Here is an 18,831-nt window from a genome sequence, read left to right on the forward strand (position 1 = left end):
GGGCCGCCCGGGGGCTACCAGGCCAGTTGGGAGATCTCCTCCGCGACCACCGCGCAGGCGTCCGCGGCCGGGTCGATCAGGGGGAAGTGGCCGATCCCGTCGAGCAGGGTCAGGCCGACCATCTCGCCCGCCTTCGCGGCCGCGGCGACGTACGACTCCGCCACGCGGGCCGGGACCACGATGTCCTCGCGGCCCTGGACCACGGCCGTGGCGATGCCCGTCGGGAGGAGGGACGCCGGGTCCGCGTACGGGAGGCGGGCCTCGAAGTGGTCGGGGCCGCCCAGGAGTTGGGCCGAGGCCCCGCCGCAGACGCCCAGTTCCTCGGCGACCCTGAAGTCCGCGATCGGGGCCAGCGCCACCACTCCGCGCAGCGGCGGCGGGGAAGACAGCCCCCACGGGGACCCGGACGGGAGCCGGTGGCGGGCCGCCGCCCACAGGGCGAGGTGGCCGCCCGCCGAGTGCCCGGTGACCACGGTGCGGCGGAGGTCGGCGGCCGGGAGGGCCCTCGCGGTCAGGTCCGGCAGGGCGTCCATGGCGGCGGCGACGTCGTCGAAGGTCTCCGGCCAGCGACCGGCGACCGGGCCGTCGGCGTTCTGGTGCGGGAGGGAGCTGCCGCGCCGGTACTCGACGTTGGCGACGGCGAAACCCCGGCGGGCCAGGAAGTCCGCGAGGGGGGTGATGTGCTGCCGGTCGTACGGCGCCCGCCACGCACCGCCGTGCAGGACGACCACGAGGGGGGCCGGGCCCTGGGTCTCGCCGCGCGGGGCGTAGAAGTCGACGACCTGGTCGGGGTGTTCCCCGTACGCGGCCGTCGCGTCCGGCGCGACCGCCGGATGGGAGAAGGCCGAGGCGGCCTCGGCGGCGTCCCGTTCCACTGCGGCGGGGTCCGTCATCGGCTCAACCTCTCGGTAACGCGTGGGACAGCGGGGACAGATGTTCCGGTGGTTCGGCAGAGCGGGACCGTATCAGGCTGGAACGGGGCGTTCCGTGCGGGGTCCGGGATGCGGGAAGGCGGGCGGAGCCGTAGCCCCGCCCGCCCGGTGATGTGACGTTTCGCTACCGGGTCACCCGAAAATGTGACCCAGTGTGCGCGCGGCGCGCTCCGCGTCGGCGAAACCGACGTACAGCGGGGTGAAGCCGAAGCGCAGGACGTCGGGGGCGCGGAAGTCGCCGATGACGCCGCGGGAGATGAGTTCCGCCATGACCTCGCGGGCGTTGTCGGTGCGGAGGGATATCTGGCTGCCGCGCTCGGCGTGGCGGGCCGGGGTGACCGATTCGACCTTGCCCTGCGGGACGTACGCCGCCACGCATTCGAGGAAGAAGTCGGTCAGGGCGAGGGACTTGGCGCGGACGGCTTCGACGGAGACCCCGTCCCAGGCGTCGAGCGCCGACTCCAGGGCCAGCATGGAGAGGATGTCCGGCGTGCCGACGCGGCCGCGGCGCGCGCCGTCCGCCGGGCGGTAGTCCGGGGTCATCGCGAAGGGGTCCGCGTGGCCGTTCCAGCCGGGGAGCGGGGAGTCGAAGTCGGCCTGGTGGCGGGCGGCGATGTACAGGTACGCGGGGGCGCCGGGGCCGCCGTTGAGGTACTTGTACGTGCAGCCGACCGCCAGGTCGACGGCGTGTGCGTCGAGGCCCACGGGGAGCGCGCCGGCCGAGTGGCACAGGTCCCAGACCGTGATCGCCCCGGCCGCGCGGGCGGCGGCGGTGAGGGCGGGGAGGTCGTGGAGGCGACCGGAGCGGTAGTCGACGTGGTTGAGGAGCACGACGGCCGTGTCACCGTCGATCGCCTCGGCCGCGTGGCTCGGTTCCACCGGGGTGATGGTGAGGCCGGTCATCCGGGCCGCGGATTCGGCGATGTAGCCGTCCGTGGGGAAGGTGGTGGCGTCGACCAGCATCCGGGTGCGGCCGGGGGTGGCGAGGCGGGCGGCGCCCACCAGGGCCTTGAAGAGGTTGACGCTGGTGGAGTCGCCGACGACGACCTGGCCGGGGCCCGCGCCAATGAGGGGGGCGATCTTGTCGCCGATCCGCTCGGGGGCGGTCCACCAGGCGCTCTCGTCCCAGGACCGGATGAGGAGCCGACCCCACTGGCGTTCTGCGACGTCGGCCAGTGCGTCCGGGACCGCTGCCGGGAGGGCGCCGAGGGAGTTGCCGTCCAGGTAGACAACGCCCTCGGGAAGGGCGAACCGCTCGCGGAGCTTCGCCAGGTCGTCGGCGGCGTCCAGGGCGGTCGCCCGGGCCATCAGGTCCTCCGCGGCGGAGCCGCTGGGGCTCTGCCCCGGACCCCGCGCCTCAAGCGCCGGCGAGGCTGGATGTGCCCCGGCCGAGTCGGCGGGTGCGGAGGGGTGTGGGGCGCCCTGCTGCGCGGGCGGGGCAGGGGTGGCTGCGCTCGGCTGCGTCGGCCCGGTCGGCGGGGCGGGCGGCTGGGGGGTTGCTGTCGGCTCAGACATGGCTGCGGGCCGTCCAGAGTTCCGGGAAGACGTTCTTCGTGGCGCGCTTCTCCAGCCAGGTCACCCCGGCCGAGCCGCCCGTGCCCGTCTTCGCGCCCATCGCGCGGCGGGTGGCGACCAGGTGGTCGTTGCGCCAGCGCCAGACCAGTTCGGCCACGTCCGTGAGGACCTCGCCGAGGCGGTGGAGGTCGTGGTGCTCGTCCGGGTTCGCGTACAGGGCCGTCCAGACGGCCTCGACCTCGGGCGAAGGCTCGTAGCGCTGGGAGAGGTCGCGGTTCAGGACGGCGGCCGGGATCGGCAGGCCGCGGCGGGAGAGGAGACGCAGGACCTCGTCGTAGAGGCTCGGCTCCTGGAGGGCCTTCTCCAGCTCCGCGTGGACGCGCGGCGCGCCGCGGTGCGGGACCAGCATGGAGGAGGACTTCTCGCCGAGCAGGAACTCCATCCGGCGGTACATCGCCGACTGGAAACCGGAGCCCTCGCCGAGCGCGGCGCGGTACGCGTTGAACTGGCCCGGAGTGAGCTGGGCGAGCGGGCGCCAGGAGGCGTTGAGGGCCTCCAGCTCGCGGAGGGAACGTTTCAGCGCGTCCATCGCGACCGGGATCCGGTCCTCTCCGAGCGCGCGGGCGGCCGTCTCCCATTCGTGGACGATGACCGTGAACCACAGCTCCATGACCTGGGTCGTGACCAGGAAGACCATCTCGCCCGGGTCGTCCGAGCGGAGGTGCTGGAGATGGGTGAGGACGTCCGCCTGGACGTAGTCCTCGTAGGGGGTGGTGCCGTCGAAGTCGAGGTTCGGGGTGTCCGAACCGGCTCCGGAGGCATCAAGGGGCTGCGACATTGCTGTCTCCTCGACACGTGCTTCCGGGTAGCGGTCCGCTCCTTCCGGTGAGGTAAGTGGAGCCCCGGTCCCCTGCCTCGCATCATAAGCAGGAGATCCGGGACGCCTCTAGGGCAGTCGCCCTGCCCGTTATGCGAGCGTGTCCGCCGCGGTGGGGGACGAGTCGCGCAGGAAGGTCGAGCAGCGCTCGTACTCCTCCTTCTCGCCGATCGCCTCGGCGGCGCGGGCCAGGGCGTGCAGGGCGCGGAGGAAGCCGCGGTTCGGCTCGTGCTCCCACGGCACCGGGCCGTGGCCCTTCCAGCCGGCGCGGCGCAGGGCGTCGAGGCCGCGGTGGTAGCCCGTACGGGCGTACGCGTACGACTCGACCGTGCGGTCGGCGGCGAAGGCCTCGTCGGCGAGGGTCGCCCAGGCGAGGGAGGAGGAGGGGTGCGCGGCCGCCACCTCGACGGCGGGGGTGCCGGCGGCGAGGGCCTCGCGGCCGGGCTCGTCGGGGAGGTGGGTGGGGGCGGGGCCCCCGAGCAGGTTCTCGTGAATGGACATGTCCCTAGTCTGGCCGACCGCGTGCCATGGCGGGTGCCGCGCCCGAGTGGGCACGTGCCGGTACGGGATCGCGCCACGCCGGGCCGGGCTGTTCGTCAGGTTCCGACGGCCGGGGGCGGGCAGTTGACGGACTGGTCCGCGGGCGGCTGACACCGTATTCCGGCGTCTCCACGATGGCCGGATATCGACACCACCCACCCCAGCCGTCTGAAAGGACGTTCCGCATGCCTCACGTCACCGTGGGAGACGCCCGACTGCCGTACGAGGTCCACGGCGAGGGCACCGGATCCCTGCCCTCCCTGGTGCTCGTCCCCGGAGCCGGACCCGGCTCGGTCATCTTCGACCACCTGGTGCCCGGCTTCACCGAGGGCGGCCGCCGGGTGATCCAGGCCAACTTCTCCGGCAGCGCGCACGCCGAGGACGACGGCGGCGAGCTGACCCTGGAGCTCCTCGCCGAGCAGGTCATCGCCGTTCTGGAGGAGGCCGGGAACGGCCCGGTGGACCTGCTGGGCTTCTCGCTCGGCTCGCTGGTCGCCGCCACCGTCGCGGCCACCCGGCCCGACCTCGTCGACCGGCTGGTCCTGGTCAACGGCTGGGCCGGCCCGGGGGACCAGTACCTGCGCAACATGATGACGGTCTGGCGCGAACTGGCCGGCAACTCCGACGCGTTCGGCCGGTACGCCACCATCACCGCCCTCAGCCACGGCACCCTCAACGCGGGCGGCCACGACGGCTTCGAGTCGATGCTCGGGCTCATGCTGCCCACCCGCGGCACGCTGCGGCACATCGACCTCAACCTGCGCGCCGACACCCGCGGCGCGCTGTCCCGGATCGAGGCGCGGACGCTGGTCGTCGGCTCGACGCTGGACCTGACGATTCCGGTGCAGAACACCCGGGAGGTGCACAGCCTGCTGGCGAACAGCACCTACGTCGAGATCGAGAGCGGCCACGCCGTGATCGGCGAGCGCGCCGAGGAATTCACCAAGGTGGTACGGGACTTCCTGACCGCCGACGCCGGCTGACGCGGCCGGCGGGGGTGGTGGGCGCCCCACCACCCGGCGGCGCAGGCGTGTGCCCGGCACACCTCCCGGTGGTGGGGGTCCCGGGGGGACGGTGGTGGGGCAATCGACGAAGGGGGTATGTCGTGAACACCACCACCCGCCGTGACGTCCGCGGTGAGTTCCAGTTCCACAGCACGGGTCTGCAGCCGGTCGGGGGGCCGGACCGGGTCCGGCGCGATCCGGTCGGCGAGGCGGCCGACGACCTGTGCAAGGCGGTACTCACCTCCCTGCGGCGCCGGGACCAGCGGGAGCGGGGGCGCCAGTACGTACGCGGCATCCTCGCCACCCAGGGCCGCAAGTCGATCCGCAACATCGCGCAGCAGGTCGGCGGGCCCGCCGCCGAGCAGAGCCTGCACCACTTCATCGCCGGTTCCACCTGGGACTGGCAGCCGATCCGTACGGCCCTGTCGCACTACCTGGAGGAGTCCACCCCGCTCACCGCGTGGGTCGCGCAGCCCATGGCGATCCCCAAGGGCGGGGACCACTCCGTGGGCGTCGGGCACCGCTTCGATCCGCACCAGGGGCAGATGTTCCGCGGGCAGCAGGCCTTCGGGATCTGGTTCACGTCGTCGGAGGTGATCACTCCGGTGGGGTGGCGGCTGTTCCTGCCGCCGGGTGAGGAGGGTGCGGGGGGCCCGTCCGAGCGGGAGCCGATGCCGTCCGCGTCGGGGCTCGAAGCGGGTGAGGAGAAGTACGAGTCGTACGAGGAGTGCGCGGTCACCGGTGTGCTGGACACCGTCCGGCAGTGCCGCATGCCCTCGCGGCCCGTGGTCCTGGACATCCGCGGGATCGGGACGCGGTCGACGATGAACCGCTTCGCCGAGGCCCGGCTGCCTGTGCTGGCGCGGATCGGCTCCGGGGCGCGGCTGCTGGTCACCGACCCGGCTCTGCCGGGGTACGGGGCCGGGGTGCTGGCCGCGCGGGACATCCTGCAGAACGTCAAGGGGCTGCGGATCCCGGTGGAGTGGCGGGACCCCTCGCACCCGGGCGCGCGGCGCACGTCGCTGGTGGCGGCGGTCCGCGTGATGATGCCGGACCCGTCGCCGGCGCGGCGGCGGCAGGTGCTGCTGGTGGGCGAGTGGACGGACCCGCGCCGGCTGCCGTCGCAGCTGTGGGTGACGGACCTGACGCGGCTGACGCCGGCGGCGCTGCTGCGGCTGACGAAGCAGGCGCGGCGGGTGTCGGCGGCGGCGTCGGCCAGCGTGCAGGAGGTCGGCCTGCGGGACTTCGCGGGGCGTTCGCTGTCGGGGTGGCACCGGCACGTGACGATGGCTTCGGTGGCGCATGCCGCCCGCTGCCTGGGCGACTCCGTCGGGGCGGTGGGGGGCGGCGGCTACGCCCGGCCGTCGGCGCCCGCGCGGGTCCCGCACCCCGCCAACACCTCCGCCGGGGTCCGCCCGGCCTGGCTGTGGCCGGCCTGAGGCTGGAGGACCGGAACCCCGGTGCTCAGGGGGTGCGGGGCGTGCGGAGGGCGGACTGGGCCTTGCGGAGGCGGAGGGCCATCTGGATCTCCAGGGCCTGGGCCGGCTTCTGCCAGCCCTCGCCCAGCAGTTCCGCGATCCGCTCCAGCCGCCGCGACACCGTGTTCGGGTGGACGTGCAGCGCCTCCGCCGCGTGCGTGGGGCTGCCGCCCGACTCGTAGTACGCGTCCAGCGTGCGCGTCAGGTCCGTCATGCGGGTCTCGTCGTACTCCAGCACCGGGCCGATCGTCGACGCGATGAACGCGTCCACGTCGTGGTCCGTGGACAGCAGCAGCCCCAGGAAGCCCAGCTCGCGGAGTGACGCCGTGCCCCCGGCTCCGTCCAGCGCCGTCAGCGCGTCCAGGCAGCGCGAGGCCTCCTCGTACACGCTCGCCACCCCGGCCGCCCCGCGGGCCGGGCCCGCGGCGCCCGTGGACACCGGGTGGCCCAGCAGCGGCGAGAGTTCCGCCGAGACCCCGCGGGCCACCGCCGACGCGTCCGTGCCCGGCAGCAGCAGCACGATGCAGCCGCGCCGGACGCCCTTCAGGCCCCCGCACCGGTACGCGTACGAGCTCGCCCACGCCACCGCCTTGCCCAGCTCCCCGCCCTCCGGCCGGGCCACCACCACCACGTGCGGCACGTCGAGGTCGATGCCGAGCCGCCGGGTGCGTTCCCGCAGGTGCAGTTCGGAGTGGTGCGGCCGGTCCAGCAGGTCCTGGAGCAGCTCGTCGTGGACCGGCCCCTCCGCGGCCGCCGTGCCCCGCTGGATCAGCAGGAGCGCGGCCACCGACTGGGCCGCCAGCTCCAACAGCCGTACGTCCTCGGGCGTCAGCGCCGCCGAGGCCCGCAGCACCAGCACGCCCAGGTCCTCCGCGCCGGCCGTCACCGGCGCCACCCAGACCTCCCCCGGCAGGGAGACCGGCGTACGGCCCGTGTGCGCCTGGAGGGCGGCCCGGGTGACGGCCTCCTCGTCCAGGCCCGGGAGTCCGTCGGCGGCGGTCAGCGGCCGCCCGCCCGGGTCCCGTACCTGCAGTACGCCGTCCAGCGCGTCGGCGGCCGCCCGCGCGAGCGTGGACAGCCGGGCCCCGTCCAGCACCATGCGGGCCAGCCGGGCGTGGCAGTCCCACAGGTGACGTACGCGCGTGAGGGTGGTGTTGGTGGCGGAGCCGAACCGTTCCAGCTCGGTGACCTCCTCGCGGGTGCGTTCCAGCAGGGCCGCCTGCTGGATGGCCAGCGCCGCGAGGTCCGCGAGGGAGAGCAGCACCCCGATCTCGTCGGGGGTGAAGTGGCGCACCGTGCGGTCCGCGCCGTAGAGGGCGCCCAGGGTGGTGTCCCCGGACCGCAGCGGGACGGCGATGATCGCGCGCAGGCCCTCGGCGCGGACGACGGCGTCGATGTCGGGGCGGTGGGGGACGGAGTCGTCGTCGAGGTAGTCGGCGCTCCAGACCGCGGCGCGGCGCTCCTCCGCGAGCCCGCCCAGACTGGGGCCCTCGCCGAGTTCGCGGCCGGCGTTGAGGGCCGTGGTGTCGCCCTCCGAGGTGTGGACGTACGAGGTTCCGTCGGTGCGGCGCAGGCTCACGTACGCCATGTCGAAGGTCAGCAGGCGGCGGGCGCGGCGGGCGATCACCCGGAGCAGGCTGTCGAGGTCGTAGGGGGAGGTGAGGTCGTGCGCGGTGTCCACGAGCGCGGCGAGGGCGGCCTCACGGTCGCGGCCGCGGTAGGTGCCGGCCTGGATGGTGCGGGCCAGTTCCACGGCTCTGGAGAGCTCGGCGAGTTCGGTGTCCGGGGCGCCGGCGCGGCGGGCGTCGTGCAGCAGGCCTTCGATGCGGGTGGTCGGGGCCTCTTGGGCGAGGAGTTCCAGTACGGCGAGCGCACCTGTCCCGTTGTCCCCGGTCATAGCCCCTCATCCCCCGATGTGCGGTGCCGTTCCGAGGTCGCGGAGGATCGGAATCAGGCCATCCGAACCTAGGTTCCTGGGCGGCCGTGGTCAAGTGCGGGCTGGTCACGGGGGGGGTGTGGCTCAAGGAGTCGGGGATACGCCCCAGCCCTGGTCGCCCTCGCGTGCCGCGAGGCGGATGTGGCGGCCGGTGGTCCGGTGGTGGTTGGCGGCGATATTGGTCATGCCGGGTACCTCGACAGATCGTTGGAAAAAGACCCGCTGGAATGTTGCCCATCCTGCGGATTCGTTCAGTTCATCGTGTGCCCGCGCCCAGGGGCCCGCCAACTCCCACCGGGGCGATCCGTCAAGTCGGCTTGGCGTCAACTCGGCTGCCCTGTAAGGGAGTTCATGTCGGGGGTGAGACCCCCCGGGGCGGGGGTTCCCGGGGGGTCGATCAGGGGGCGCGGTCCGGTCCGGGCCTCCCGGCCGGCCGCCGGGTCACGCCATGGAAGGGGCCGGAACTCCGCGCAGCAGGGAGTGCCGCAAGGAACCCGCGGCGGCCTCGGCGTGGGCCGTGGAGCGGCGTCCGAAGTCCGCGCGGACCACGGCGGCCGGCTCCCGGTATGTTTCGCCCCTCCCGGTGAGCGCCCGGGAGGTTCGTACCGCTGTACGGGCCGCCTCCCCCGGCGGCAGCGCCCCGCGGAGCCGGCCCCAGCCGGAGTCCGTGCCCCGCAGGCCCGGCACGAGGGACAGCTCGGCCAGTCCGGAGCTCAGTTCGCGGTGCCGGCCGAGGGCCAACTCGGCCTCCACCCACTGCTCCACGACCGCCTTGCGGGTGGCCTCCAGGTCCGCGATCCGCGCGTGGAGCCGCGGCCCGGGGGTCACCCCGTCGAAGGCCGGGCCCTTCCACAGCCGCAGCGCCCCGCGCAGCCGACGGGCCGCCGACTCGTGGTCCCCGCGGGCCATGGCGCGGTATCCCGCCCCCGCCTCGCGGGCGAATTCATGCAGGTCGGAGCGGCCGTTACCGGTGTCGAGGAGGTACCCGCCGGGGGTCTGGACCAGGATCGACTCCGCGGTGCGGCGCCCGCCCGGCGCGACGGCCGCGGCGAGCCGCCGGCGCACCAGGTCCACGCAGGAGTACACGGTCGCGCGCGCGTGCTCGTGCGGTACGAGCGCCGCGAGCTCCTCGGCGAGGACGCCGACGGGAACCACCTGGTCGGCATGGGCGGCCAGTACGGCCAGAACCTGTCGGGCGGGCGGCGTGGCGGGCGCGACGGGTACACCGTTCTCGAGGACCTCCAGCCCTCCGAGTACGTCAATGTCCACAGTCTTCTCCCAGGGCAAAGGCAGGAGCGCGCGGTGGGCGCGGGCTCCGCTGGAAAAAGAATACCCGGGATTTTGTTTTTGGCTACCGATCACGACGGGCCCCGCCGGTGACGCCCGGCACACCCCCGAAAAACACGTGGTCCCCCGCCCGGGGAGGGCGGGGGACCACGAAGAGGAGAGGCGCGTGCGGGGTCAGCCGGCGATGGCCGTCTCGGCCTCGGGGGCGACCAGCCCGGAGCCCGAACAGTTGCACAGGTGAGCGCCGTTCGGGCCGTGCAGCGCCCGGGCGCCGCGGCCGGGAGCGGTGTCGAGCCGGATCGCCACGGCCGAGACCACCAGGCTCGGCATCACGCTCGTGTAGAGCGCCGAGACCTCCCGGTCCAGTTCGAGCCCCAGCGTCTGCGACATGACGTTGAGCCCCGCGAAGGCCCCGACCACCAGCCGCGAGGGACCCGCCGGATCCACGTGCGAGAGCAGCTCCCCGCGCTCCTTCGCCTCGACCATCAGCGCGGTGTGCAGGTCGATCCACCCCTGGTAGGGCGCGGCGCGGTCCAGTGCCCGGCCGTTCTGCTCCAGGGTGAGCCGCGCGCTGCCGCGCATCAGCACGTCGTGCTGGAGACGGTGCGAGAAGATCATGCCGATGTCGACGAACTCCTGCGCCTTGAACTCCTGCGGAGCATAGGCCGGGTCGACGCCCACCTGGGCGTCGATGACCGCCTGGGCCAGGTCTTCCTTCGAGTCGAAGTGGAAGTAGAGCGCGCCCTTGGTGACGTTTGCGAGCCGGACGATGTCCGTCAGTTTGGCCGCGTCGTAGCCGCGGTCCTCGAACACCACGGCGGCGGCTTCCAGGATCGCCTGGCGCGTGCGCACGGCGCGATCCTGCTTCACCTGCGGTCGTTCGGTCTTCATGTATATGTCCCTCTCCATGCCCCCGATCAATACATGCCCCCGGGTACGTACCTCTGAGTACAGTTTCACACCATTGTGAAGCCTCCGTCCACCGGCATCGTCACCCCGGTCACGAAGGAGGCGCGGGGGCTGCACAGCCAGGCCGCCGCCTCGGCGATCTCCTCGGGCTCCGCGGTACGGGGCTGCGGGGTGGCCTCGTGCAGCCGCTCCTCCATGCCCGGTACGGCCGCGAACCACTCCTCGACCACCTCGGTACGGGTGGTTCCGGGAGCCACCGCGTTGACGCGGACCCCCTGGGCCGCGTACTCGGCGGCGGCGGCCTTGGTCATGCCGATCACCGCGTGCTTGGCGACCACGTAGGGCGCGGCCACCGGGGTGGCCAGCAGGCCGGCGACGCTGCTGTTGTTGACGATCGTGCCGCCGCCGGTCCTCAGCATCGCGGCGATCTCGTCGCGCAGGCAGTTCCACACCCCGCGCACGTTGACGTCCATGATCCGGTCGTACAGCTCGTCGTCCATCTCGTGCAGCGGCGTGCGCCCGGTCCCCCAACCCGCGTTGTTGAAGGCGCAGTCCAGCCGCCCGAACCGGCTCACGGCCAGGTCCACCGCGCGCGCCGTGTCCTCCCTGCGGGTCACGTCGGCCACGGCGTACTCGGCCTCCGCGCCCTGGGCGCGCAGCTCCTCGGTGAGCTCCTTGAGCCGGTCCTCGCGGCGCGCCACGAGGACGATCCGGGCGCCCTCGCGGGCGAACACCCGGCCCGCGGCGGCGCCTATGCCGCTGCTCGCGCCGGTGATCAGTGCGACCTTGCCCTCGAGCATGCGCTCCCCTGCCATGACTCTCCCTCTTACCTCTGTACGGACGGCTGCGCCGTGACGGCTACCGGGATACGGCTATCAGGCGGCCCAGGCGAGACCTGCGGCGGCCTCCCCGTCGAGGGCGCGCAGCAGGTCCTCGTCGATCTCGTCGAGCGAGCGGACCAGGTGGCGTACGCCGGCGTCGCGCATCAGACGGCCCTGGAAGCCGTACTCGAAGGGGCTGGGGTGCCCGATGAAGGGGACCCGCAGGTCACGGGCGGCCTCGGAGACCCGGGCGACGTCGTCGATGAAGAGGACCCGGTCGCAGTCGAGGCCGAAGGAGTCCACGGCGATCTCGCGGATGCCGGGGCGGAAGTCGTTGGTGCAGATGTAGCCCGGCTCGTCGAAGAGGTGCGCGAGGTGGCCGAGGTAGGAGTCGAAGTGGCCCTTGTCGAGGCCGCCGTAGCAGATGGTGGACAGACCGAGGGCGCGCAGCCGGTGCAACAGGGCCTCCGCGCCCGGCAGTACCCGCAGCGGGTGCTCGGCGAGGTAGGCGGCCCGCTCCTCGAAGTAGACCTCCAGCACCTGCTCCGGGGTCCAGTCCACCCCGGCCGCGGCGCCGAGCGCGCGGGCCGCGGTGGTGCGCGACTGCGAGAAGACCGCGCGCTCCACGCTCGCGTCGTAGGTCCCGCCGCGACTGGTGACGAAGTGGTGGATCACCGGGCTGAAGGTGTCGTTGAGCAGGACCCCGTCGATGTTCACGGCGGCGAGTCGCAGGTGCCCCAGCGGGCGGACGGGCCGGAGGGCGTGCATCGGTCTCCAATCGGCGGGGGCCCGGGCGGTGGCTGGACGCGGTGCGCCGCTGAGGAGAACCGGCAGCCACGGAGCGCCCGGGGGACCCCCAAAAAATACTCCCGGGTACGCGGCTGCCGCTGAGCAAAAGATACCCGACGCTCCCTCAGGATCCTCTGCGCGGCCGAAAATCGACACAACGTGAGCAGAACCCCCCGTTGTAGTGACTGACCTGCGGGAACATCTACTGGAGGCATCCGTTCCACTACTTTCGGTGGTGTGGTTTACGTCACCTTCGAGTCCGAGAACCAGCGATCATCAGGTAATCCTCTACCTGACAAGCAAACCCGAAAGTACGTACTTCGCGTCAGGCAAGCGGTGCGGCTCGGCTTTCGGCCATGATCTCGAGGGACTTCATGATCACGACCTTGGAACCCACGGACGTCCTCACCAAGCTGCCCTCCTCCACCGGCGATTGCCGGTGCCCGGACCGACAGGAAGGGGGGCTCACCACCACGGTCCCCCGCGAGCTCGTGCACCGGGCCGCCCTTGCCGAGGTCTTCCTGACGGGCATGTGCCGTCCGGCCGAAGACCGGTTCCACGTCACCGCGCAGCTCCCACGCGGCCACAGCTTCTTCGCACCGATCGCCGGAACCCACTACGACCCGATGCTGATCTGCGAGACCATCCGCCAGGTCGGCTCCTACGTGGCCCACGAGGCCTTCGAGGTCCCGCTCGGCCACCAGTTCCTGCTGTGGGGCCTCGACTACACGGCCACCCCCGAGAACCTGGTCATAGGCGACGCGCCCGCCAACCTCGACCTCGACGTCGTCTGCACCGAGGTGCGCCGCCGGGGCACCCAACTCCAGGCGCTGCGCTACCAGGTGACGATGCGTCATGGCAACGCCGTGGTGGCCACGGGGGACGTCGGCTACAACGTCGCCTCCCCCGCCGTGTACCGCCGGCTGCGCGCCGGACAGGTCGACCGGCGGCCCGAGCCCTCGCTGCCCGCCAACGCCCTCCAGCCGGCCCAGGTGGGCCGCTTCTCCCCCTTCGACGTGGTGCTCGCCGCCGCGCCGCAGCGGGGCACCGGCTCCACCTGGCAGCTGCGCTACGACACCCGGCACCCGGTCCTCTTCGACCACCCGGGCGACCACCTCCCGGGCATGGTCCTGCTGGAGGCCGCCCGCCAGGCCGCGGTGGCGCTGACCGCCGCCCCCGCCGTCATGCCGGTGTCCGTGAGCAGCACGTACCAGCGGTACGCCGAGTTCGGCGCGCCGGTCTGGATCCACGCCGAGCGCACCGGCCCCGCCACGGTCAAGGTCACCGGCACGCAGAACGGCGAGGAGGTCTTCGAGGCCCTCGTCGGCACCGGCGTGGTCGACGCCCTGCCGTACGGCATGACGGCCTGACGGATTTCCGGGCGCCGGGGGGCGCCGCGGGAACAGGGGGGATCTCAGGGGAAGCCGAAGGGCCCGGCCACCGTCGTGAGACGGGGTCGGGCCCTTCGTGCGGAGTCCCGCGAAAACTACTTCAGCTTGGTACCGGTCGAGCGCAGGTTCGCGCAGGCCTCGGCGACACGCGCGGCCATGCCCGCCTCGGCGGCCTTGCCCCAGGTGCGGGGGTCGTACTTGGACTTCGTACCGACCTCGCCGTCGACCTTCAGGACACCGGCGTAGTTGGTGAACATGTGGTCCACGACCGGGCGGGTGAAGGCGTACTGGGTGTCGGTGTCGAGGTTCATCTTCACGACGCCGTTCTCCAGCGCGGTGGCGATCTCCTCGGCCGTGGAGCCCGAGCCGCCGTGGAAGACGAAGTCGAACGGCGAGGCCTTGCCGAACTTCTCGGCGACACCGGCCTGGAGGTCCTTGAGGAGCTCGGGGCGCAGGACGACGTTGCCCGGCTTGTAGACGCCGTGGACGTTGCCGAAGGAGGCGGCCAGCAGGTAGCGGCCCTTCTCGCCCAGGCCCAGGGCCTCGGCGGTGCGGATCGCGTCCTCGACGGTGGTGTACAGCTCGTCGTTGATCTCGTGGCTGACGCCGTCCTCCTCGCCACCGGTCGGGGTGATCTCGACCTCAAGGATGATCTTCGCGGCGGCGGCCTTGGCGAGCAGCTCCTGGCCGATGGCCAGGTTGTCGGCCAGGGTCTCGGCGGAGCCGTCCCACATGTGCGACTGGAAGAGCGGGTTCTGACCCTTGGCGACGCGCTCGGCGGAGATGTCGAGCAGCGGGCGGACGTAGCCGTCCAGCTTGTCCTTGGGGCAGTGGTCCGTGTGCAGCGCGACCGTGATGTCGTACTTGGCGGCCACGATGTGGGCGAACTCGGCCAGGGCGACGGCGCCGGTGACCATGTCCTTGTTGTGCTGGCCACCCAGGAACTCCGCACCACCGGTGGAGATCTGGATGATGCCGTCGCTCTCGGCCTCCGCGAAGCCGCGCAGTGCAGCGTGCAGGGTCTGGGACGAGGTCACGTTGATGGCCGGGTAGGCGAACTTGCCTGCCTTCGCCCGGTCGAGCATCTCGTTGTAGACCTCGGGGGTTGCGATGGGCATCTGTCCGCTCCTTGGATGTGCGGGGAGTGTGCTTATTGCGGGCCCTGACCTGGGGGCGACGTCACCGTCGCGCCTATCTTTCCAGACTCGGCGCGACACTCCACCCCAGCTGTCCACAGTGCGAGCCGGAAGGGCCGGGACGTTTCACGTGAAACATCCCGGCCGCCCGAAAAGGAGCAGGTCAGGACCGGCTCCGGGACGTCGGAGGACCTTCGTCACCAGTTGCACACGGTGGCCGGGACCGGGCCGCTCCTAGGACAGGCCGAGGTCCTCGAGCCGGTAGCCGGTGAGGTACGGAAGCCCGGCCTCGGCGATGGCGCCGGCCGCACCGCGGTCGACGATCGTGGCGACGGCGACGACCTCGCCGCCGGCCTCGCGGACCGCCTCGACGGCCGTCAGCGGGGACCCGCCGGTGGTCGAGGTGTCCTCGACGACCAGGCAGCGCTTGCCCTTGACGTCGGTGCCCTCGATGCGGCGCTGCATACCGTGCGCCTTCTGCGCCTTGCGGACGACGAAGGCGTCCAGGCGCTGCCCGCGCGCGGCGGAGGCGTGCAGCATCGAGGTGGCGACCGGGTCGGCGCCCAGGGTCAGGCCGCCGACGCAGTCGAAGTCGAGCTCGGCGGTCAGGTCGAGCATGACCTGGCCGACCAGCGGGGCCGCCTCGCCGTCGAGGGTGATCCGGCGGAGGTCGATGTAGTAGTCGGCCTCGCGGCCGGAGGAGAGGATCACCTTGCCGTGCACGACGGCCTTGTCCTTGATCTGCTGCAGAAGCTCATCGCGTACGTCACTCATACGTCTGAGCTTAATTGCGTCCTACGGGAGCCGCCGCCACGTCCAGGTCGCGGAGATCTCCAGCGGGTCGACGGGGGTGACCAGGCGCGGCAGGGTGTTCAGCCCGTTCGGCGGTCCCGACTGGGGCTCGACGCAGACGGCCTCGGGCTCCTCGTCGTAGACGACCACCCATTCGGAGCGGCTGGTGACCTTCAGCTCCAGGGCGCCGGGCCAGGTGAGGGTGACGTCGACCCCGTCCGGCATGCCGAAGCAGTCGTCCCAGGGACCGGGCTTCGGGTCGATGCGGCGGCCGGTGGGGAGGTGGTCGGCGCCGCGCTCCTCCTGCCAGGCGGGGTCGAAGGCGAGGCTCACGTCGGGCCCGCCGGCTCCGAGGTTGCGGCGGAACCAGGGGTGCCAGCCGGCCTGGGCGGGGAAGGAGTTCTCGTACGTCTCGATGCCCAGGGTGAGGGTGAGCGCGTCCTCGGCCAGCTCGAAGATCTGCGTGACCCGGCCGGAGTACGGCCACGGGTCGGCGAGGTCGTAGGTGAAGACCGCCTCGGTGGCTGTGGCCTTGGCCGGGCGCCAGGCCGCGTCACGGCCGAAGCCGTGCAGGGCGTGCGGCGGGTGGTTGACCGGCATCTGGTGGACGGTGGCGCCGTCCCTGAACCGGCCGTTCTCGGTCCGGCCGCACCACGGGACCATCGGGAAGGACCCGTAATGCGGGCCCTGGCGCAGCAGCTCGGTCCCGTCGATGCGCAGGCTGCTGATCCGGCAGCCGTTCTCCTGGTCGACGGTCACCTCGGCGCCGCCGGCGCTCAGTTGCGTACTCATACCGCCGACCCTAGGGGGTGTCCGGCTAGCGGCGGCGGCGCAGGGCCCTGCCGATGAGCACCGCCGACGCCAGGGCGAGGGCGGCGGCGGGGGCGATCCAGCGGAGGTTGTCGCCGGCCGTGGTGACGGCGGGCGCGGGGACCGGGGCGTACCGGCCGCGCGGGGGCGCGTGGTCCACCTCTTCGGCGCTGCGGCCGATCATCGTGCGGCGGGCGTGCGCGGCTTCGGCCGGGGGCCGCGGGGAGCCTCCGTCCAGCTCGTCGAACTCACTGGCCAGGAAGGGGTCCAGGGAGGGCGGCGGCACCTCGGTGTCGAACACGGACGCGGTGACCTCCGTGACCTCGTCCCCGCCGGACCCCGCGTCCCCGGACGCCCCGGTGTCCCCGGCTTCCGCCGCCTCCTCGGCCTCGGCCACCGGATCGGCGACCCCCGGCTCCGTACGGGCGGCATCCGGCGCGGCCGCCACGGCCAGCAGTTCGGCGGCCCGCTCCAGCAGCCGCCGTACGGCGGTCGCGGTGGCCTCGGCGGTGAAGGCGGCGGCCCGGCCGTCGGCGGCGCCCCCCGCGGTGAAGTCCAGCCGGGTCCCGTCCTCCTGCGGGGTCAGCCGCAGCGCCAGCGCGAGGGTGACGGTCCCGCTCCCCCGCACCTCAGTGCCCTCGCCGTCGAGGTCGAAGCGGCCGGGGTCCCGCTCGGTGACGGTCAGCGCCCCCCGGTAGGTCACGGTGCTTCCGCCGACCCGGACCTTCAGCCGGCCCGAGACGGGTCCGGAGTCGATGTCGGCGTCCTGCTGGAGCCCCGGCACGCACCGGGCCACCCGGACGGGGTCGCGCAGCACGGCGCGGAGGCTGTCTGCCGGTACCGGAACGAACACCTGATGCTCCATGCGGTCGAGCCTACCGACGAGACCGGCACCGGGTCACGAATACCGCGGGTGCGGCAGGGTCGACGGCGGGAGTCCGGTCATCCGGGTGCGCTCCGCGTCGCGCGCGGCGTCCTGGAGGGAGCCGGTGGACAGCGAGCGCAGCCCCGGCGTGTCGCGGTCCACGCGCAGCGCGGGCGCCTGCTCGCGAGCGGCGAGGACGAAGCCCCAGTCCTGCGGCGGTGTGCCGGTCAGCCCGGTGCGGTCGGGTCCGGCGGCGAAGCCGGAGAGGCGGCCGCCGGCGCTGTAGGGGGCGGTCCACAGCCCGGCCGCGCGCAGGGTCGACTCGACGGTCCAGTACGTACGGGGCCGCGTGGCCAGCGGCCCGGCGTGGACGGCGATCCGGCCGCCGGGGCGCAGGGCCCGTGCGGCCAGCCCGTAGAACTCCTGCGAGTACAGCTTCGTGCTGGGGGTGATCCCGGGGTCCGGGAGATCGGAGACGATGACGTCGAACCGGTCCCGGGCGGCGGGCCCGCGCAGCCAGCGGAAGGCGTCCTGCGTGACGACCCCGAGGCGCGGGTCCCCGTAGACCCCGGCGTTGAGCGCGGACAGCATCGGGTCGGTGCGGGCGAGCCGGACCACGCCGGGGTCGAGCTCGACGATGGTGACGGAGGCGACGTCGCGGTAGCGCAGCACCTCGCGGGCGGCGAGCCCGTCGCCGCCGCCGAGGACCAGGACGCGGGAGTGCGGGCCGGTCATGGCGGGGTGGACGAGGGCCTCGTGATAGCGGTACTCGTCGTAGCCGCTGACCCGCAGCCGCCCGTCGAGGTACAGGTCGAGGGAGCGCGGGGAGCCGGTGGTGGGGCCGGTGAGCACCAGCTCCTGCACCCCGGTCTGCACGGCGACCCGGACCTCCCCGCCGTAGACGGCGCGGCGGGCGGAGCGCTCGAAGTCGTCGGCGAGGACGGTCGCGCAGCCGAGGACGGCCAGGACGGTCGCGTTCGCGGCGATCAGCAGCCAGCGCTCGCGGCGGCCGAGGTCGTGGCGGAACAGCCACAGCACCAGACCGCCGCCGATGACCACGTTGACGGTGCCGGTGAGCATGGCCCCGGTGAGCTGGCCGAGCACGGGGAGCAGCAGGAAGGGGAAGGCGAGGCCGCCGACCAGGGCGCCCACGTAGTCGGCGGCGAACAGGTCGGCGACGGCCCCGCCCGCGTCCTGTCTGCGGATGCGCTGGATGAGGACCATCAGGAGCGGGATCTCCGCGCCGATGAGCACTCCGATGCCGAAGGAGAAGGCGACGAGGGCGGGCCGGGATTCCCCCAGCCAGGCGAAGCTCGCGTACAGCGCTATGGCGGAGAGCCCGCCGAGCAGGGCCAGCGCGGCCTCGATGGCGCCGAAGCCGAGCGCGGGCCGGTTCCGCAGCCGTTTGGCGAGCAGGGAGCCGACGCCCATGGCGAAGACCATGACGGACAGCACGACCGACGCCTGGGTGACGGAATCACCGATGAGGTAGGAGCCGAGGGCGAGCAGCTCCAGTTCGTACACGAGCCCGCAGGCGGCGCAGACGAACACGGTGGCCAGGACGAGGAGCCGGCCGGTCCGGGGCCGTACGGGCAGGGCGGCCGGGACGGGCGCGGCGCCCCGAGGCTCCGGAGCCGGGAGCACCCGGCGCGGGACGGAACGGTCGATCATGAAGCGAACCGTACGTCACCGCCCACTCACATCCGGTCACCCACATGGGTGCAAGTGGCGTACTGGTTCGGCCAGTTG

General features: G+C 73.0%; 17 protein-coding genes. 3 read left to right on the top strand and 14 right to left on the bottom strand.

What is annotated here, in order from left to right; genetic code table 11:
• Positions 1 to 14: 14 nt before the first annotated feature.
• The 4 genes from ACGFYU_RS09300 to ACGFYU_RS09315 all read right to left on the bottom strand — a co-directional run bounded on the left by ACGFYU_RS09300 (position 15) and on the right by ACGFYU_RS09315 (position 3,825).
• Positions 15 to 893, bottom strand: a complete 879-nt coding sequence (locus ACGFYU_RS09300) for an alpha/beta hydrolase family protein (protein ID WP_393826652.1) — start codon at positions 891 to 893, stop codon at positions 15 to 17.
• Between the two features lie 171 nt (positions 894 to 1,064).
• A complete protein-coding gene (gene kynU / locus ACGFYU_RS09305) occupies positions 1,065 to 2,240 on the bottom strand; it encodes a kynureninase (RefSeq protein WP_393826653.1) in 1,176 nt (391 codons plus the stop codon).
• Positions 2,241 to 2,439: 199 nt separating this feature from the next.
• Positions 2,440 to 3,285: a tryptophan 2,3-dioxygenase family protein gene (locus tag ACGFYU_RS09310; RefSeq protein WP_393826654.1), complete on the bottom strand. Its 846-nt coding sequence runs from the start codon at positions 3,283 to 3,285 to the stop codon at positions 2,440 to 2,442.
• 129 nt (positions 3,286 to 3,414) lie between these two features.
• On the bottom strand, positions 3,415 to 3,825 hold the full coding sequence (locus ACGFYU_RS09315) for a DUF3151 domain-containing protein (RefSeq protein ID WP_393826655.1): 411 nt from the start codon (positions 3,823 to 3,825) through the stop codon (positions 3,415 to 3,417).
• A 224-nt stretch (positions 3,826 to 4,049) separates the two neighbouring features.
• On the opposite strand from ACGFYU_RS09315, the gene ACGFYU_RS09320 reads away from it, so the two are divergent.
• The gene (locus ACGFYU_RS09320; protein ID WP_393826656.1) at positions 4,050 to 4,847 is read left to right on the top strand and encodes an alpha/beta fold hydrolase; all 798 of its coding nucleotides are present in this window, start codon (positions 4,050 to 4,052) and stop codon (positions 4,845 to 4,847) included.
• A gap of 122 nt (positions 4,848 to 4,969) precedes the next feature.
• Positions 4,970 to 6,307 carry an IS701 family transposase gene (locus ACGFYU_RS09325; protein ID WP_393826657.1) on the top strand — a complete coding sequence of 446 codons (1,338 nt, stop codon included), beginning with the start codon at positions 4,970 to 4,972 and terminating at the stop codon, positions 6,305 to 6,307.
• Positions 6,308 to 6,332: 25 nt separating this feature from the next.
• Here ACGFYU_RS09325 and ACGFYU_RS09330 read toward each other — a convergent pair whose 3' ends face one another.
• The 5 genes from ACGFYU_RS09330 to ACGFYU_RS09350 all read right to left on the bottom strand — a co-directional run bounded on the left by ACGFYU_RS09330 (position 6,333) and on the right by ACGFYU_RS09350 (position 12,067).
• On the bottom strand, positions 6,333 to 8,243 hold the full coding sequence (locus tag ACGFYU_RS09330) for a GAF domain-containing protein (protein ID WP_393826658.1): 1,911 nt from the start codon (positions 8,241 to 8,243) through the stop codon (positions 6,333 to 6,335).
• Positions 8,244 to 8,723: 480 nt separating this feature from the next.
• On the bottom strand, positions 8,724 to 9,551 hold the full coding sequence (locus ACGFYU_RS09335; RefSeq protein ID WP_393826659.1) for a BTAD domain-containing putative transcriptional regulator: 828 nt from the start codon (positions 9,549 to 9,551) through the stop codon (positions 8,724 to 8,726).
• Between the two features lie 192 nt (positions 9,552 to 9,743).
• Entirely contained in the window at positions 9,744 to 10,460 is a 717-nt protein-coding gene (locus ACGFYU_RS09340; protein ID WP_393826660.1) for a ScbR family autoregulator-binding transcription factor, read from the bottom strand.
• Between the two features lie 65 nt (positions 10,461 to 10,525).
• Positions 10,526 to 11,293 carry an SDR family NAD(P)-dependent oxidoreductase gene (locus tag ACGFYU_RS09345; protein WP_393826661.1) on the bottom strand — a complete coding sequence of 256 codons (768 nt, stop codon included), beginning with the start codon at positions 11,291 to 11,293 and terminating at the stop codon, positions 10,526 to 10,528.
• Between the two features lie 60 nt (positions 11,294 to 11,353).
• Positions 11,354 to 12,067, bottom strand: a complete 714-nt coding sequence (locus ACGFYU_RS09350) for an HAD family phosphatase (protein ID WP_393826662.1) — start codon at positions 12,065 to 12,067, stop codon at positions 11,354 to 11,356.
• Positions 12,068 to 12,462: 395 nt separating this feature from the next.
• Here ACGFYU_RS09350 and ACGFYU_RS09355 point away from each other — a divergent pair, with 395 nt between their 5' ends.
• Positions 12,463 to 13,458, top strand: a complete 996-nt coding sequence (locus ACGFYU_RS09355; RefSeq protein ID WP_393826663.1) for a ScbA/BarX family gamma-butyrolactone biosynthesis protein — start codon at positions 12,463 to 12,465, stop codon at positions 13,456 to 13,458.
• 116 nt (positions 13,459 to 13,574) lie between these two features.
• On the opposite strand, the gene fbaA is transcribed toward ACGFYU_RS09355, so the two are convergent.
• From fbaA to ACGFYU_RS09380, 5 genes are all read right to left on the bottom strand, one after another.
• Positions 13,575 to 14,597, bottom strand: coding sequence for a class II fructose-bisphosphate aldolase (gene fbaA, locus ACGFYU_RS09360; RefSeq protein ID WP_393826664.1), 1,023 nt, complete (start codon positions 14,595 to 14,597; stop codon positions 13,575 to 13,577).
• A 252-nt stretch (positions 14,598 to 14,849) separates the two neighbouring features.
• Entirely contained in the window at positions 14,850 to 15,389 is a 540-nt protein-coding gene (gene pyrE / locus ACGFYU_RS09365; protein WP_393826665.1) for an orotate phosphoribosyltransferase, read from the bottom strand.
• A 21-nt stretch (positions 15,390 to 15,410) separates the two neighbouring features.
• A complete protein-coding gene (locus ACGFYU_RS09370; RefSeq protein ID WP_393826666.1) occupies positions 15,411 to 16,199 on the bottom strand; it encodes an aldose 1-epimerase in 789 nt (262 codons plus the stop codon).
• 25 nt (positions 16,200 to 16,224) lie between these two features.
• A complete protein-coding gene (locus ACGFYU_RS09375; RefSeq protein WP_393826667.1) occupies positions 16,225 to 17,082 on the bottom strand; it encodes an SRPBCC domain-containing protein in 858 nt (285 codons plus the stop codon).
• A gap of 33 nt (positions 17,083 to 17,115) precedes the next feature.
• Complete coding sequence (locus ACGFYU_RS09380; protein ID WP_393826668.1) at positions 17,116 to 18,753, bottom strand: polyamine aminopropyltransferase; 1,638 nt, start codon at positions 18,751 to 18,753, stop codon at positions 17,116 to 17,118.
• Between the last annotated feature and the right edge of the window lie 78 nt (positions 18,754 to 18,831).

The sequence above is a fragment of the Streptomyces sp. NPDC048337 genome, from assembly GCF_043201175.1.
Taxonomy (GTDB): Bacteria; Actinomycetota; Actinomycetes; order Streptomycetales; family Streptomycetaceae; genus Streptomyces.